The organism is Inquilinus sp. Marseille-Q2685, from assembly GCF_916619195.1.
Lineage (GTDB): Bacteria > Pseudomonadota > Alphaproteobacteria > DSM-16000 > Inquilinaceae > Inquilinus.
The window spans coordinates 1,136,806-1,152,597 of record NZ_CAKAKL010000001.1 but is presented as its reverse complement, the minus strand read 5'-3'; the positions used below and the strand labels follow the sequence as shown (position 1 = coordinate 1,152,597).

The window sequence follows — 15,792 nt, the reverse complement described above, 5'->3', positions numbered from 1 at the left end:
TTCGCGTCGACTCCGACAAAGATCGTACACGAAATCGGGAGGATCGCGTGTCGGCCACCAGGCTGGACATCGACGGCGGCATGGACGCGCAGGCCATGAGCACCAGTCCCGGCCTGGACCTGCCGGCCTTCCAGGGGCCGGACCGCGAGGCCTCGGTCTATGAGGCGATCCGCGAGGACATCATCTCGGGCCGCATCCCGGCCAATGCCCGGCTGATCGTCGCCGATCTCGCCGAGCGGCACGGCACCTCGACCAACCCGGTGCGAGAGGCGCTGCAGCAGCTGCGCGGCGAGGGCTTCGTCGTGATGACGCCCAACCGCGGCGCGCGCGTGCGGCCGATCGACGAGGACTTCATCCGCGACGTCTACGAGATCGAGGTCCTGATCGAGCCGGCGCTGACGCGCTGGTTCGTCGGCATCGCGACCGAGGCCGACATCGCCATGCTGGAAATGCTCCACGCCGAGATGTTGCGGCTCAACTATTCGGACCCGGCGCGCCACGGGCTGCTCGACACGCAGTTCCACCACACGATGTACGAGCGCCACTACAACCGGCACGCTGTCGATCTGTGGTGGAAGCACCGCGAGATCCTGCGCGCGATCAGCCGGCGGCTGCCGATCTCGCTCGGCCGCCAGGCCGCGGTGATGCGGGAGCATCAGGAGGCGCTGGACGCGATCAAGGCCCATGACGCGGATGCGGCGGCGGCCGTGATCGCCCGCCATGTCGAGGGATCGGGCCGCCACATCATCGAACAGATGCGCGCGTCGCGCCGCAACAGTCGGAAAGAGTTGAGCGGGTCGGGAAACTGACTTAGGCTGTCGCAAAATATACAAGATGCGAATTGCTTGACGAAGGCAATATCGCCGCAGAAGGAGGAAAGCAGGAAGCTGCCGGACATCGCGTTTCCGGATTGGAAACATACCTGGGCTCGATCAATTATTGATGGTCGGGCGGTGAGATCTTTTGGCTTTGTGAAAGGGCGCGCAGGAACGGCGCCGATGAGGTGCAAACACGACCTTGCACCATTCGACAATCACAGGGAGGAGATCTGTCTATGGTCCATCTGAAACGCCTTGCCGGCCTCGTGCTGGCCGCGGCGGCGATCATCGCGCCGGCCGCGGCCTTCGCGCAGGGCGCGGGCCTGCCGGCCGCGCAGGAGATCACGCCCAAGAGCCCGCTGCCGGACGTGCCCCGCAACCGGACGCTGATCCTCGGCTGGGGCGTCGCGGGCGGCACCTCCGTCGGCACCACCAACCCCTGGGTGCTGCCGGGCTACACCCATCAGGAAGGCAACAACCTGCTGTTCGAGCCGCTGATGTATTTCGCCATCTTCAAGGGCGAGTTCATCCCGTGGCTCGCCGACAGCATGGAATACACGCCGGACTTCAAGTCGCTCGAGATCAAGCTCAACAAGGATGCGAAGTGGAGCGACGGCAAGCCGGTCACGTCGAAGGACGTGGTCTACACCTTCGAAGGGCAGATGAAGTATGAGACGCTGCCCTACCACGCGCATTTCGTGCAGTTCGTCGACAGCGTCAGCGCCAAGGACGAGCTGACCGTCGAGGTCAGGTTCAAGCAGCCGGCGCCGCGCTTCAAGTTCGAGGTGCTGACCGAGAAGTTCGACACCGGCCTGCCGATCGTGCCGGCGGAATGGGAATCGGCCCAGCCGAACCCGACCGCGGCCGTGGGGCTCGACCAGATCCCGCATTCCGGGCCCTACGACGTCGTCGCCTGGAACGCGAACCAGAAGATCCTCGACCTCCGTCCCGACTGGTGGGCGGTGAAGGCCGGGCGGATCGCCCAGCCGGCGGTCAAGCGCGTCGTCATCGTCAACGTGCTGAACCAGCCGATCGACACCGTGGCGCAGCGGCTGGTGAACAACGAGTTCGATTCCTCGGTCGACATGCGGGCCCAGGTGATCGGCAACATCGTCGAGCAGAACAAGGACATCCAGTCCTGGACCGGCGCGGAATCGCCCTATGGCTATCTCGACTGGTGGCCGAACTCGCTGTGGATGAACACCCAGCTCGAGCCCTACAGCGACGTGCGGGTGCGCAAGGCGATCAGCCGCGCCATCGACCGCGACCGCATCGACGAGGTGCTTTACGACGGCGCCGAGATCGCCACGATCTACCCGTTCCCGCTCTACCCGAACCTGCAGAAATTCGCCGAATCCCCGGCCGTGAAGGCCGAGGAGGCGAAGTACGAGCCGGGCAAGTTCGACCCGGACGAGAGCGAGAAGCTGATGACCGAGGCCGGCTTCGCCAAGAACGGCGACGGCCTGTGGGAGAAGGACGGCAAGACCTTCGACGCCACCATCCAGGCCTTCGAGACCATCCACGGCGACATCGCCCCGGTGCTGGCGGAGATGCTGCGCCAGGCGGGCTTCGACGCGAACGTCAATTTCGGCACCGACGCCTTCCAGAACATGGTGGACGGCAAGCCCGGCCTCTATCTCTTCGGCCACGGCGCCAGCCTGTACGATCCGTTCGAGGCCATGAACCTCTATCACGGCAAGTACAGCAACACGATCGGGTCGGCGGCCGGCAACAACCGCTTCTCGCGCTATAAGAATCCCGAGCTCGACAAGATCCTCGACGAGATCTCGCCGCTCGACTCCAGCGATCCGAAGTTCCAGGAGGGCGCGGCGAAGGCCCTGGGCATCTACTGGCGCGACGTGATCGACGTGCCGGTCATCCAGTGGCTGCACCGGATCCCCTACAACAACCACTACTGGAAGAACTGGCCCAGCGCCACGAACCTCGCCTCGGGCACCAACGGCGCGTTCTGGGCCCATACCGGCCTGCTGGTGATCGCGTCGCTGCAGCCGACCGGCGCGCAGTAGTCGTCCGACTGTGACGGGTGCGCGCCGCCGGGCGCGCACCTCCCGAACGGCAACAGCACCAGGATCGCCCCCGTGATGCTATCGGCCCGAAATACAAAGCCGTCATGGCGAGCCCCGCCCCTGAGTCCAATTGGGGGGCGTGGCCATCCAGGGCGGCTCGCAGCGGCCCCCGGATGGCCACGGCGCTCCGCGCCTCGCCATGACGAAGGAAGGCCGGAAGGTCGATCCCAAAGGCCGCTGACATGACCCTCAAGCTCGTCATCCGCCGTCTGCTCTTTCTCGTCCTGGTCATCTGGGCGGCCTCGACGATCGTCTTCTTCATCCCGCGCCTGTCCAGCCGCAACGCGCTGCGCGAACGTTTCGGCGAGCTGGCCCGCACCGGCGGCTTCTCGCCGGCCGATCTGGAGAAGATCATCGCCTCGATGCAGCAGCAGTTCGGGCTCGATCAGCCGCTGTACCAGCAGTACTGGCACTTTCTCGGCAACATCCTGCGGATGGATTTCGGCTATTCGCTGTACCGCTACCCGTCGACCGTGGCCGAGGTGATCGCCCAGTCGCTGCCCTGGACCATCGGCCTGCTGCTGGTCACCACGATCCTCAGCTTCGTCATCGGCAACCTGCTGGGCGCCGTCGCCGCCTGGCCGCGGGCCCCGCGCTGGCTGCGGGCCTTTGCGGCGCCCTTCATCCTGCTGACCGGCGTGCCGCCGGTGATCATGGCCATCCTGCTGCTGTTCTTCGTCGGCTTCCGGCTGCAATGGCTGCCGCTCGGCGGCGCCTATTCGGCCGGGGTGGTGCCGAACCTCTCCCTGGATTTCGCCCTCGACATGCTGCGGCACCAGGTGCTGCCGGCGCTGGCCCTGATCCTCGGGTCGGTCGGCGGCTGGGTGCTGTCGATGCGGGGCATGGGCGTCACCATCCAGGGCGAGGACTATGTCAACTTCGCCGAGCACAAAGGCCTGACCGGCGGCCGGATCTTCCGCGATTACTATCTCCGCAACGCGCTGCTGCCGCAGGTGACGGCGCTGGCCTTGGCGCCCGCGGCGGTCGTCACCTCGGCGATCATCGTCGAGGGGCTGTTCGGCCTGCCAGGCATCGGCAGCGTGCTCAACCTCGCCATCCGCGCGAACGACTTCCCGACCATCTACGGCATCGTGCTGTTCATCACCATCGCCGTGGCGGTGCTGATGACGGTGGTCGAGTTCCTCTATCCGCTGCTCGACCCCCGAATCCGCCATTCGTGAGGAGCGAGAGACATGTCGATCGCCGCGCTCTCGCCGCCCGCCGAACCCGGGATCGAACGTCCCGGCAGCCTGGTCCTGGTGCTGCGCTATCTCCGCCGCAACAAGGGGCTGGCCCTCGGCGTCCTGATCCTGCTCGGCCTCGCCGCCTTCACCGTCATCGGGCTGATGACGGTCAACCCGAAGGCCGCTTATCCGCTGTCGGTGGCAGTGAAGAAGCCGCCCAGCCTGCGATATCCCTTCGGCACGGATTTCTTCGGCCGCGACCTGTTCGCCGCCATGGTCGTGGGCATGTGGCAGACGGCCTTCATCGGCTTCGTCGCCGGCGGCCTCGGCACGCTGATCGGCGTCGTGCTCGGCTTCATCGCCGCCTATTTCCGCGGCTGGACCGATGCCGCCATCCGCACGGTCTGCCAGATCCTGACGCCGATTCCGGTGCTGCTGATCCAGGTCGTGATCGCCGGCTCGCTCGACAAGCGCGACGTCACCATCCTCACCATGGCGCTGATCGTGGTGCTGCTGGCCTGGATGGGGCCGACGCTCGTCATCCGCGCCCAGGTGCTGACGATGAAGGAACGGCAGTTCGTCGCCGTCGCCAGGCTGTCCGGCGTCAGCGACCTCGGCATCATCTTCAAGGAGATCCTGCCCTGCCTTCTGCCCTTCATCGCGGCGGCCTTCGTGGCGCAGGTGTTCTCGGCCGTCTTCGCCTCCTTCTACCTCGCCGTGCTGGGGCTCGGGCCGCTGCGTGAGCCGCTGCTGGGCAACATCATCTGGGCGGCGCAGTCGCAGGGCGCCTTCTTCAACGGCTGGTGGTGGTGGCCGATCATCCCGTCGGTGGCGATGATCCTGATCCTCGGCTCGCTGGCCCTGATCAACATGGGCCTCGACGAGCTGGCCAATCCCCGCGTGCGGAGGACGGAGTGACGGCGATGGATGCGACGCTCGCGCCGCCCCTGGAAAGGGCAGGGACCATGAACCGGCCCGCTGCGGCGATGCAGCCGGTCCTCGATGTCCGCAACCTCGCGGTGACCTACTACACCGACTCCGGCCGCGCCCGGGCGCTGGACGATGTCAGCTTCACCCTGAATGCGGGCGAGAAGCTCGGCATGGTCGGCGAATCCGGCTCGGGCAAGAGCACGCTGGCGCTCGCCATGATGCGAATGATCAAGCCGCCGGGCCGGATCGAGGGCGGGGAGGTGATCGTCGGCGGCGCCGACCTGATGGCGCTCGACGCCGAAGGGATGCGCCAGGCGCGGCTGTCCCGCATCGCCTATATCCCGCAGGGCGCCATGAACTCGCTGAACCCGGTGATGCGGATCGGCGCCCAGATGGTCGACGCGGTGAAATCGCATCTGCCGGGCGAATCCCGTGCGTCCATCGAGGCGCGCTGCAAGCGGGCGCTGCAATCGGTCGACCTCGATCCCGGCGTCTTCCGCATGTACGCGCATGAGCTGTCGGGCGGCATGAAGCAGCGCGTCTGCATCGCCATCGGCATCCTGCTCGACCCCCATGTGATCATCGCCGACGAGCCGACCAGCGCGCTCGACGTCGTCACCCAGCGCCAGGTTATGGAGACGATCGACGCCGTCCAGAAGGCGATCAACGCCGCGGTCATCCTGATCGGCCACGACATGGGGCTGATGGCGCAGTTCGTCGACACGGTCGCGGTGATGTATGCCGGCCGGCTGGTCGAGGTCAGCACGGTCCGCGAGATGTTCATGGACCCGAAGCACCCTTATTCCCAGGCGCTGATCGACAGCCTGCCCAGCCTGGAGAACAAGGGCGTGTTCCGCGGCATCCCCGGCCTGGCGCCGTCGCTGCTGCGGCTTCCCGGCGGCTGCGCCTTCCACCCCCGCTGCGCCAGGGCGATGGAGATCTGCGGCACGCTGCGGCCGGAGGAGCGGATCCTGGCCGGCGGCCGCGGCGTGACCTGCCACCTCTATGACGGGGAGGGCTGAGATGGCCGACCTGCTGCGGCTCGAGAACGTCTCGAAGACCTACACGCGCGGCCTAGTCCATGCCCATGTCACCATGGCGCTGCGCGACATCACGCTGACGCTGAAGGAGGATGAGCCGACGATCCTGACCGTGGCGGGGGAGAGCGGCAGCGGCAAGACCACGCTGGCCATGCTGCTGCTCGGCTTCATCGCCCCGACGACCGGCCGGATCGTCTATCGCGGCCGGGACGTCTCAACCCTGCGCGGCCGGGAAAAGATGGCCTATCGCCGCGAGGTGCAGGCGGTGTTCCAGGACCCCTTCGCCGTGTTCAACCCGTTCTACACGGTCGACCACCTGCTGACCGTGCCGATCCGGAAATTCGGGCTGGCGAGATCGAAGGCGGAGGCGCGCGGCAAGATGGAGGAGGCGCTGACCGCCGTCGGGCTGCGGCCGGAGGACATCCTGGGCCGCTTTCCGCACCAGCTGTCCGGCGGGCAGCGCCAGCGCATCAACGTCGCCCGCGCTTTGCTGCTGAAGCCGCGGCTGCTGATCGCCGACGAGCCGGTGTCGATGGTCGACGCCTCGCTCCGCGCGACGATCCTCGAAACGCTGCGCAACCTGCAGCGCGACCACGGCGTCTCGATCATCTACGTCACGCATGACCTGACGACCGCCTATCACATCGCCAGATCGATCATCGTGCTCTATCGCGGCTCGGTGATGGAGGCGGGGGATGTCGACCGGGTGATCAAGGATCCGCAGCACCCCTATACGCAATTGCTGGTGGATTCGATCCCCTGGCCCGATCTCGACCGGCGCTGGGGCGCCCAGCCGATCAAGGCGCGAGACGCTGCCATCGGCACCGGCGGCTGCCGCTTCCGGCCCCGCTGCCCCAGGGCGATGGAGGCCTGCGGGGCGGAGCCGCCGCTGTTCCGCATCGGCGATCGCCAAACCGCCTCATGCTTCCTCTACGATCGGCAGCCCCAGGTGGCGCAGGAGCGCCTGTCCGAGCTGCTGCCCGCCTGAGCTTCGATGACACTCGTGATCAGACTCTCTCCTCCCCCACGAAAGAACCGTCATTGCGAGCGCAGCGAAGCAATCCAGGGGCCAGCGCGAACCGACCCCTGGATTGCTTCGTCGGCTTCGCCTCCTCGCAATGACGATCTTTTCTTAGCCCACCGGACCGCACGGAACGACACGACCATGCTCGAAATCGCCGAATACATCAGCCCCACGCCGACGCCCGTCTGGAAGCTGGCGAAGCAGGCCGGGGTCGACCTCGCCGTCGGCGGCCTGCCGCCCGACGACCTGCTGCAGGGCGAGGCGCCGTGGGATTTCGGGCCGCTGCAGCGCCTGAAGCAGCGCTACGAGGACGCCGGCTTCACCCTGAAGGTGGTCGAGGCGCGGCCGCCGCTGAACAAGGCGAAGCGCGGCCTGCCGGGGCGGGACGAGGAGATCGCGACGGTCTGCACGCTGCTGCGGAACATGGGCCGGCTCGGCATCCCGGTCTGGTGCTACGAGTGGATGACCGACTTCAACTGGGTGCGCACCAACCTGGCCACGCCGTCGCGCGGCGGGTCTGTGGTCACCAGCTTCAACATCGCCGACGTTCCCGAGGATCTGACCGGCAACCCGCCGATCGGCGAGGATGAGCTCTGGGCCAATCTCGACTATTTCCTGAAGAAGGTGCTGCCGGTTGCCGAAGAGGCGAAGGTGAAGATCTCGATGCACCCGGACGACCCGCCGCTGTCGCCGATCCGCGGCGTCGGGCGGATCATGCGCAGCATCGACAACTACCGGCGCCTGGTCGAAAGCGTGCCCAGCCCGATGAACACGATCACGCTGTGCCAGGGCAACTTCACCCTGATGACCGACGACCTGCCCGGCGCCATCCGGTCCTTCGGCAAGGCCATCTCCTTCGTCCATTTCCGCGACGTCGAGGGCACGCCGGAGGCGTTCCGGGAGACATGGCACGACGCCGGCAAGACCGACATGCTGGCCTGCATGCGCGCCTATCGCGACATCGGCTTCGACGGCGTGCTGCGCCCCGACCATGTGCCGACCGTGGAAGGCGACAGCAACGAGAATGCCGGCTACTCCGCCTTCGGCCGGCTCTATGCCATCGGCTACATCCGCGGGCTGCACCAGTCCGTCTACGGCGCTTGAGCGAGGCAACGATGGACACTCTGGAGACCGGCAAGCCCGTCCGCACCCGGACCCGGACGAAGACGATCGCCCTGACCGGCGGCAGCGGCCGGATCGGCCGCGCCATCGCGGCGGCGGCGCTGCGCCGCGGCCATCGCGTCGTCAGCATCGACCGCGCGGCACCGGCGGAGGCGCAGGAGAACCTCCGCTTCGTCCAGGCCGATATCGGCGACTACGACGCGCTGGTCGAAGCCTTCCGCGGCTGCGACGCGCTGATCCACATGGCCGCGATCCCGTCGCCGGGTCACCATCCCGACCATATCGTCCACAACAACAACGTCACCGGCAGCTACAACGCGATGCGCGCCGCGATCGAGGTCGGGATCACCCGGATCGTGCAGGCGTCCAGCGTCAACGCGATCGGCCTGTCCTTCAGCCGCGAGGCGCATTTCGACTATCTCCCGCTGGACGAGGCGCATCCGAACTACACCGAGGAGCCGTACGGGCTGTCGAAATGGATCTGCGAGCAGCAGGCCGACACCTTCGCCCGCCGCTACAGCCGCCTCAGGATCGCCAGCCTGCGCTTCCACCTGGTGGTGGAGGAGCGCGCCCAGGCCGCCGCGGTCTACGGCTTCGTCACCAAGGCGGCGTCGAAGCATCTCTGGGCCTACACCCTCTACGACGCGGCGGCGCGGGCCTGCCTGCTGGCGCTCGACGCGCCGTTCAAGGGCCATGAGGTGTTCTACATCGTCGCGCCGGACACGGTGATGGATATGCCGAGCCTGGAGCTTGCCGGCCGCTTCTTCCCCGACGTGCCGGTGCGCGGCGACCTGAGCGGCAACCGCGCCTTCTTCTCCTCCGCCAAGGCCGAACGGATGCTCGGCTGGCGCCACGATTCCGACTGAGGACGGGTGCCAACCATTTCACCCTGATTGTCATTGCCGGGCTTGACCCGGCAATCCAGGGGCCACCAAGAGCCGCTCTGGCCGCCCCTGGATCCTCGGGTCAAGCCCGAGGATGACAGTCGGAAACAGATGACAGGGCTTTGTTGGTCGCCGAACAGCGATCCCACTTGAGGTGATTTCATGAAGATCCAGGACGTCAAGGTCATCGTCTGCTCGCCGGGGCGGAACTTCGTCACCCTGAAGATCGTCACCGACCAGGGCCTGTACGGCATCGGCGACGGCACGGTGAACGGGCGCGAGCTCGCGGTCGTCAGCTATCTGCAGGACCATGTCGCGCCGCTGCTGATCGGCCGCGACCCGGCGCAGATCGAGGACATCTGGCAGTATCTCTACAAGGGCGCCTATTGGCGGCGCGGGCCGATCACCATGGCCGCGATCTCGGCCGTCGACATGGCGCTGTGGGACATCAAGGCCAAGGCGGCGAACATGCCGCTGTACCAGCTGCTCGGCGGCGCCTCGCGGCAGAAGGCGATGATCTACTCGCACGCCCAGGGCATGACGATCGAGGAGGCCGTCGACGCCGTCGGCCGGAAGCGCGACGAGGGCCATGTCGCGATCCGCTGCCAGGTCGGCATCCCCGGCCTGCCGGCGATCTACGGCACCGGCAAGGGGTCGAAGCAGGGCACCGGCGGCATGGTCGAGGCTTTGCCGCATGAGGAGGTGTGGTCGACCGCGAAATACATGAACCACATCCCGAAGCTGTTCGCGCGGTTGCGGGACGTCTATGGCGACGACCTGCACCTGCTGCACGATACGCATCATCGCCTGACGCCGATCGAGGCGGCGCGCCTGGGCAAGGACCTCGAGCCGTTCCGGCTGTTCTGGCTGGAGGACCCGGTGCCGGCCGAGCTGCAGGAGGGCTATCGCCTGATCCGCCAGCACACGACGACGCCGATCGCGCTGGGCGAGGTGTTCAACACGATCTGGGATGCGCGGCTGCTGATGGAGGAGCAGCTCATCGACTACATCCGCGTCACCTCGGTCCATGCCGGCGGCGTGACCGGGCTGCGGCGCATCTTCGACTTCGCCTCGGTCTACCACATCCGCACCGCTTGCCACGGGCCGATGGACGTGTCGCCGGTGGCGATGGGCGTCAACGCCCATATCGACCTCTGGGTGCCGAATTTCGGCATCCAGGAATTCTCCGGCTACACGCCGCTGATGCACGAGGTCTTCCCGCATTCCTGGACGCAGGAGGGCGGCTATATCCATCCGGGCGAGGCGCCGGGCCACGGCGTCGACATCGACGAGGATCTCGCCGCCAAGCACCCCTATCAGCGCGCCTACCTGCCGGTGAACCGGCTGGAGGACGGCACTCTGTGGCACTGGTGACCGGTATGAAGATCTCAGCCATCCGCGCCTATCCGGTCTGGGTCGGCACGCGCAACCAGCTGATCGTCAAGGTCGAGACCGACGAAGGCCTGTTCGGGTGGGGCGAAAGCGGCCTCTCCGGTCGCGAGAAGGCCGTGGTCGGCGCGATCGACCATTACCGCGAGTTCCTGGTCGGCCGCGATCCGTTCCGGATCGGCGCCCTGTGGCAGGAGATGTATCGCAGCCAGTATTTCGAGGGCGGCCGCGTGCTGCAGGCGGCGATCTCGGCGATCGACATCGCCCTTTACGACATCCTCGGCAAGGCGCTCGGGGTGCCGGTCTACCAGCTGCTGGGCGGCAAGCAGCGGGACCGGATCCCGACCTTCGCCACCACCTCCGCGCCGCCGGGCGAGGAGATGATCGAGCAGGCGCGGGCGCTGATCGCGGCCGGCTGGACCGCGATGCGCCTGTCGCCCTCCGGCCACCGGGACGGCGAGATCTACGAGCCGCGCGAGCACATCGCCACCACAGCGAAATGGTGCGTCCGGGCGCGCGAGGCGCTGGGCGGCGACGTCGTGCTCGGCATCGACCTGCATCACCGCCTGTCGGTGGCGGAGGCGGCGAGCTTCTGCCAGAAGATGCCCTCCGGCACGCTCGATTTCCTGGAGGAGCCGATCCGCGACGAGACGCCGGAGGCCTATGAGGCGTTGCGGCGGATGGTCGACGTGCCCTTCGCGATCGGCGAGGAGTTCGCCTCGAAATGGCAGTTCCTGCCCTACATCGAGCGCGACATCCACCAGTTCAACCGCATCGACATCTGCAATGTCGGAGGATTCACCGAGGCGATGAAGGTCGCGGGGTGGAGCGAGGCGCATTACGTCGACATGATGCCGCACAACCCGCTCGGTCCGATCTGCACGGCGGCGACGGTGCATTTCGCCGCGGCGGTGCCGAACTTCTCCTGGCTCGAGACCCGGACCTCGACGGCCGAGCAGCTCGGCTTCGATGATGCCGAGCTGTTCCCGGTCCAGCCGCGGATCGAGAACGCGCATTATCCGGTCACGAACGCGCCCGGCCTCGGCGTCGAGGTGAACGAGGAAGCGATCAGGAAGCAGAGCTTCAAGTTCTGGGAAGCGCCGCATCTGAAGCGCAAGGACGGATCGGTGACGAACTGGTAGGGACGGCCTTCGCCCGACCTACGTCGCCGGCGCAGCCTCCCCGACCGGCTCGCGGTCCGGCGCTGCGCCGCCAGCCGGGCCAGCTCGGCCCGGCTCGTATGCGTCTCCGGCCGGCGGACGCTGTCACGGCCGGCCGCGGCAGGGCACACAATGTTCATTGCGTGCATCCGCGACTTCTGTTCATGATACGTTCCATGGACGAGGCGCATTCCGAACCGGACCGGCCGACCGATCCCGACATGAACTGGACGGGCTGGGCGCTGCGCCTGCTGCGCGACGCGGCCGAGATCGACATGCGCTGCAAGCGGATGACCGAGCGGCAGCAGGAGCGGGCGCATCCGGACCCGGAGGCGTCGACGGATTTCGGGCCGATCCAGGCGCGGCTGACGCGCTCGCTGCGTCTGACGATCGCCCTGACCGAGCGGATCCGCACCGGCTTCATGGAGCGGCGGCAGGAGCGCACGGCGTCGGGGGAGGAGCAGCGCCGGCGGGAGCGGCGGGAGCGCGCGGCCGGGATGGTGGCCGCGGCGGCGGCGCGGCCCGAGGCGGGGCTGGACGCCGAGTGCATGCGGTCGCTGGCGTGGGAGCGGCTGGTCGAGGACGAGATCCTGGACGCGCAGCTGGACACGCTGTCGGCGGCGGAGTTCGTGCAGGCGGTGTGCCGCAGGATCGGCCACCCGCCGGACCCGATCCGGCTGCCGCGCAGCTGGGACGAGATCCTCGATCCGCCGGCCGCCACGCCGCCGGCCCCGGCGGAGCCCGAGACTGCTGAGCGCGAGACCGTAGAGGATTGGCCTGAGGCATCGGACGCGTCCGACGCCGGCCGGCCCGTGCCGGAGCCGTCCAAGCCGGACAGCAGCTGAGCGCCCGGGTCGCGCATCCCTGCACCGTCATGGCGAGGAGGCGAAGCCGACGAAGCCATCCAGGGGCCACGCCAAACGGCCCTGAATCGCTTCGCTGCGCTCGCGATGACGGCACTGCCCATTGCGAGCGCGTCACCGGCCTGCCCGGCCTTCCACTCTCCCCCTCCCCTTGCGGGAGGGGGGAAGGGGGAGGGGCCTGCGCGCGTCCGCGCGTGAATGGCTTGCCCGACCTCCAATCATCCCCCTGCGGGCTGGCATCCGGCCCGGCGTTTCGTAGGATGTAATCCGGGGCGGGGCCGTGGCGGTCCCGCCGCATGGTGACGGAGAGGGCAGGAGCATGGCCGACATCGCCTATATCGGTCTCGGCCTGATGGGCCGGGGCATGGTGCGCAACCTGCTGAAGGCGGGGCACCGCGTGCAGGCCTGGAACCGCAGCGCCGTGGAGCTGCCGGAGGAGATCACCGCCCATCCCGGCTTCGCCCGCGCCGCGTCGGTGGCGGAGGCCGCCGCCGGCCGTGACCGGGTCATGCTCTGCGTCACCGGCCCCGATGCCCAGCGCGCCGTGCTGCTCGGCCCCGACGGCGTCTTCGTCCATGCCGCGAAGGGCGCGGTGGTCGTCGACAGCACCACCACCGATCCGGCGGTGTCGCGCAACCTGGCGGAGGCGGCGTCGCAGGCCGGACACGCCTATCTCGACGCCCCGGTCTACGGCAGCAAGGACCAGGCCTGGGACGGCAGCATCGGCTTCATCGTCGGCGGCGACGCCGCGGTGCTGCAGGCGGTGCGCCCGATTCTCGAGGCGGTGTCCGGCGGCGTGCACCATCTCGGCCCCAACGGCGCCGGCGCGGTGATGAAGCTGATCGGCAACCTGCTGTCGGCGGCCCAGACCGCGGCGCTCGGCGAAGGCCTGGCGCTGGCCCGCAAGAACGGGCTGGCGGCGGAGGGGATCATCGAGGTGCTGGACCGGTTCGGCGGCTCCTCCGGCGTCATCCGGGGCGCCGCACGCAAGACCCTGGCCAACGACTTCTCGCCGGCCTTCCACCTCAAGAACATGGCCAAGGACATCGGGCTGATGCTCGATCTCGGCCGCGCCAGCGGCGTGCCGATGCCGGGCACCGCCCTGACGGCGGAGCTGTACCGCGCCGCGCTGGTGGCCGGCTATGGCGAGCTGCAGGCCAATGCCGTGCACAAGCTGCAGTTCCGCCTCGCCGGCATCGAGGAATGAGCCTCTCGGGTCCTCCGCATCCGGCGACGGCCGGCGGCGTCCGCACCCAGCTGGCGGTGCTGGCCGACGGCCGCCCGATCCGCTATCGCCGCATGGGCGCGGGCGGCGGCGCCCCGATCGTCATGGTGCACGGCTTCGCCGGCGAGCTGTTGACCTGGGCCGCCAACCAGGTGCCGCTTTCGGCCCGGCGCACGGTCTATGCGCTCGACCTGCCGGGCCATGGCGGCTCGTCGAAGGATCTCGGCGCGGGCGGCGTGCCCGGCCTGGCCGAGGCGCTGCTGGCCTTCCTCGACGCCGTCGGCATCGGCCGCGCCCATCTGGTCGGCCATTCCCTGGGCGGGGCGGTGGTGCTGCAGGCGGCGCTGTCCCGGCCGGGCCGCGCCGCTTCGCTGACCCTGGTCGCCCCCGGCGGGCTGGGTGAGGAGGCCGACACCGGCTTCATCGACCGGCTGCTCGGCGCCGACGATCCGGCGGCGCTGGCGGCGGCGCTGCGGCCGCTCTATGCCGATCCCCGGCTGGTCACCCCGGCGCTGGGCGAGCTGGTGCTGACGGCCCTGCGCGGCCCCGGCGTGCGCGAGACGCTGCGCCGCCTGGCCGACCAGTGCTTCGCCCCGGGCCGCCAGCGCCTGGTGCTGCGCGACCGGCTGGCGGAGCTGGCGGTGCCGGCGCAGGTGCTGTGGGGCACCGACGACGCCATCCTGCCGGCGCGCCAGGCCCGCGGCCTGCCGCCCGCGGTGGCGGTGCATCTGCTCCCCGGCCAGGGCCACATGCTGCCGATCGAGGCGGCGGCCGAGGTCAATCGCCGGATCGAAGGGATCTCGGCGGGCGGGTGATTCTGTCGCGGCAGGCGGCGCTTGCCGCGACCGGCCGGACGGGCTTGAGTCGGACGGCAGTCGGAACGCGGCGGAGGCCGCATGGACACTCTCGAGCAGCTCAACGATCTGATCGGCCGCATCTATGATGCCGGGACCGATCACGCGGCCTGGCGGCATGTCCTCACCGACATCTGCCGCTGGACCGGCGGCGACGTGGCCCAGATCCTGGTGCTGGAATCCACCGCGGCCGTCCCCTTCTTCAACGTCGCCGTCGGCTACGACGCGGCCGCCCATGCCCGCTATCTCCGGGACTATGCGCTGGAGGATCCGCGCCTGCCGGCCTGGCGCCGCTTGCCGCCGACCGTCCATCTCTGCCACGAGGTGGTCGACCCGGCCTGGTTCGACCGCCAGGATTTCGGCGCGTTCCTGGACGAGAACGGCTGCCGCTGGGCGATGGGCGCCATCGACCCCGCCTTCGACGGCGTCGCCGGGATGAGCGTGCGCCGGCCCCGCCGCGCCGGGCCGTTCACGCCGGAGGAGGGGCGCCGCTTCGGCCTGCTGGTGCCGCATATCCGCCGCTCGCTGGCGCTGGTCCAGCGGCTGGACGGGCTCGCGGCCCGGGCCCGGCTCGCCGAGGACGTGCTCGACCGGCTCGACCGGGCCGTGGTCCTGCTGGCCGCCAATGGCCGGGTGGTGCATGTCAACGCCATGGCGGACCGGCTGTTCGAGAGCGGCCGGTTGCAGCTGCGGGGCAACCGGCTCGACTCCGCCGACCCGGCCGAGGCGGCGGCCCTGCGCGGGTTGATCGCGGCGACGCTGGACCCGCGGCCCGGCGGCGGTTCCTTCAAGCTGCTGTCCGGCACCGTCGGGGCGACGCCGCTGATCGCCAGCGGCTGCCGTCTGCCGGATCGGCGTCCCGCCGCCGTCGCCGCGCCGCAGGCCGTGGCGGCGCTGTTCCTGACCCAGCTCGGGGCCAGCCGGGACGATTTCGGCCAGGTGCTGCCGGCGCTGTTCGGCCTCAGCCGGGCCGAGGTACGGCTGGCGGCGGCGCTGCATGAGGGCCTGTCGCTGTCCGAGATCGCGGAGCGGCTGGATCTCAGCCGCGAGACGCTGCGCACCCAGCTGCGGTCGGTCTTCGACAAGACCGGCACCCGGCGTCAGGGGACGCTGATCCGGCTGCTGGGCGATCTCGCCCGCGAGAGCCGGCTGGCGCGCCGCGCCGCAGCTGTGACGGCGGACACGGCGCGGCCACAATGATGCGGTTACCTT

The 15,792-nt window shown here is 68.9% G+C and carries 14 protein-coding genes; all 14 read left to right on the top strand.

Features of this window, described 5'->3' with window-relative positions; genetic code table 11:
- Positions 1-47 precede the first annotated feature (47 nt).
- Positions 48-809, top strand: coding sequence for a GntR family transcriptional regulator (locus LG391_RS05375; RefSeq protein ID WP_225766953.1), 762 nt, complete (start codon positions 48-50; stop codon positions 807-809).
- Positions 810-1,054: 245 nt separating this feature from the next.
- A complete protein-coding gene (locus LG391_RS05370) occupies positions 1,055-2,845 on the top strand; it encodes an ABC transporter substrate-binding protein (protein WP_225766952.1) in 1,791 nt (596 codons plus the stop codon).
- A 242-nt stretch (positions 2,846-3,087) separates the two neighbouring features.
- Positions 3,088-4,086, top strand: a complete 999-nt coding sequence (locus LG391_RS05365) for an ABC transporter permease (protein ID WP_225766951.1) — start codon at positions 3,088-3,090, stop codon at positions 4,084-4,086.
- A 12-nt stretch (positions 4,087-4,098) separates the two neighbouring features.
- Positions 4,099-5,007, top strand: a complete 909-nt coding sequence (locus tag LG391_RS05360; protein ID WP_225766950.1) for an ABC transporter permease — start codon at positions 4,099-4,101, stop codon at positions 5,005-5,007.
- A 47-nt stretch (positions 5,008-5,054) separates the two neighbouring features.
- Positions 5,055-6,041 carry an ABC transporter ATP-binding protein gene (locus tag LG391_RS05355; protein WP_225766949.1) on the top strand — a complete coding sequence of 329 codons (987 nt, stop codon included), beginning with the start codon at positions 5,055-5,057 and terminating at the stop codon, positions 6,039-6,041.
- Position 6,042: 1 nt separating this feature from the next.
- On the top strand, positions 6,043-7,047 hold the full coding sequence (locus tag LG391_RS05350; RefSeq protein ID WP_225766948.1) for an ABC transporter ATP-binding protein: 1,005 nt from the start codon (positions 6,043-6,045) through the stop codon (positions 7,045-7,047).
- Positions 7,048-7,224: 177 nt separating this feature from the next.
- A complete protein-coding gene (locus LG391_RS05345) occupies positions 7,225-8,187 on the top strand; it encodes a mannonate dehydratase (RefSeq protein ID WP_225766947.1) in 963 nt (320 codons plus the stop codon).
- 11 nt (positions 8,188-8,198) lie between these two features.
- The gene (locus LG391_RS05340; protein ID WP_225766946.1) at positions 8,199-9,071 is read left to right on the top strand and encodes an NAD(P)-dependent oxidoreductase; all 873 of its coding nucleotides are present in this window, start codon (positions 8,199-8,201) and stop codon (positions 9,069-9,071) included.
- A gap of 180 nt (positions 9,072-9,251) precedes the next feature.
- On the top strand, positions 9,252-10,463 hold the full coding sequence (manD, locus tag LG391_RS05335) for a D-mannonate dehydratase ManD (protein WP_225766945.1): 1,212 nt from the start codon (positions 9,252-9,254) through the stop codon (positions 10,461-10,463).
- Between the two features lie 5 nt (positions 10,464-10,468).
- Positions 10,469-11,620, top strand: coding sequence for a mandelate racemase/muconate lactonizing enzyme family protein (locus tag LG391_RS05330; protein WP_225766944.1), 1,152 nt, complete (start codon positions 10,469-10,471; stop codon positions 11,618-11,620).
- Between the two features lie 194 nt (positions 11,621-11,814).
- On the top strand, positions 11,815-12,483 hold the full coding sequence (locus LG391_RS05325; protein WP_225766943.1) for a hypothetical protein: 669 nt from the start codon (positions 11,815-11,817) through the stop codon (positions 12,481-12,483).
- A 337-nt stretch (positions 12,484-12,820) separates the two neighbouring features.
- The gene (locus LG391_RS05320; RefSeq protein ID WP_225766942.1) at positions 12,821-13,708 is read left to right on the top strand and encodes an NAD(P)-dependent oxidoreductase; all 888 of its coding nucleotides are present in this window, start codon (positions 12,821-12,823) and stop codon (positions 13,706-13,708) included.
- Positions 13,705-14,541 (top strand): alpha/beta fold hydrolase, encoded by an 837-nt coding sequence (locus LG391_RS05315; RefSeq protein ID WP_225766941.1) that lies wholly within the window; start codon positions 13,705-13,707, stop codon positions 14,539-14,541. The genes LG391_RS05320 and LG391_RS05315 overlap by 4 nt, the downstream gene beginning before the upstream one ends.
- An 81-nt stretch (positions 14,542-14,622) precedes the next feature.
- Positions 14,623-15,780, top strand: a complete 1,158-nt coding sequence (locus LG391_RS05310) for a helix-turn-helix transcriptional regulator (RefSeq protein WP_225766940.1) — start codon at positions 14,623-14,625, stop codon at positions 15,778-15,780.
- Positions 15,781-15,792: the final 12 nt, after the last annotated feature.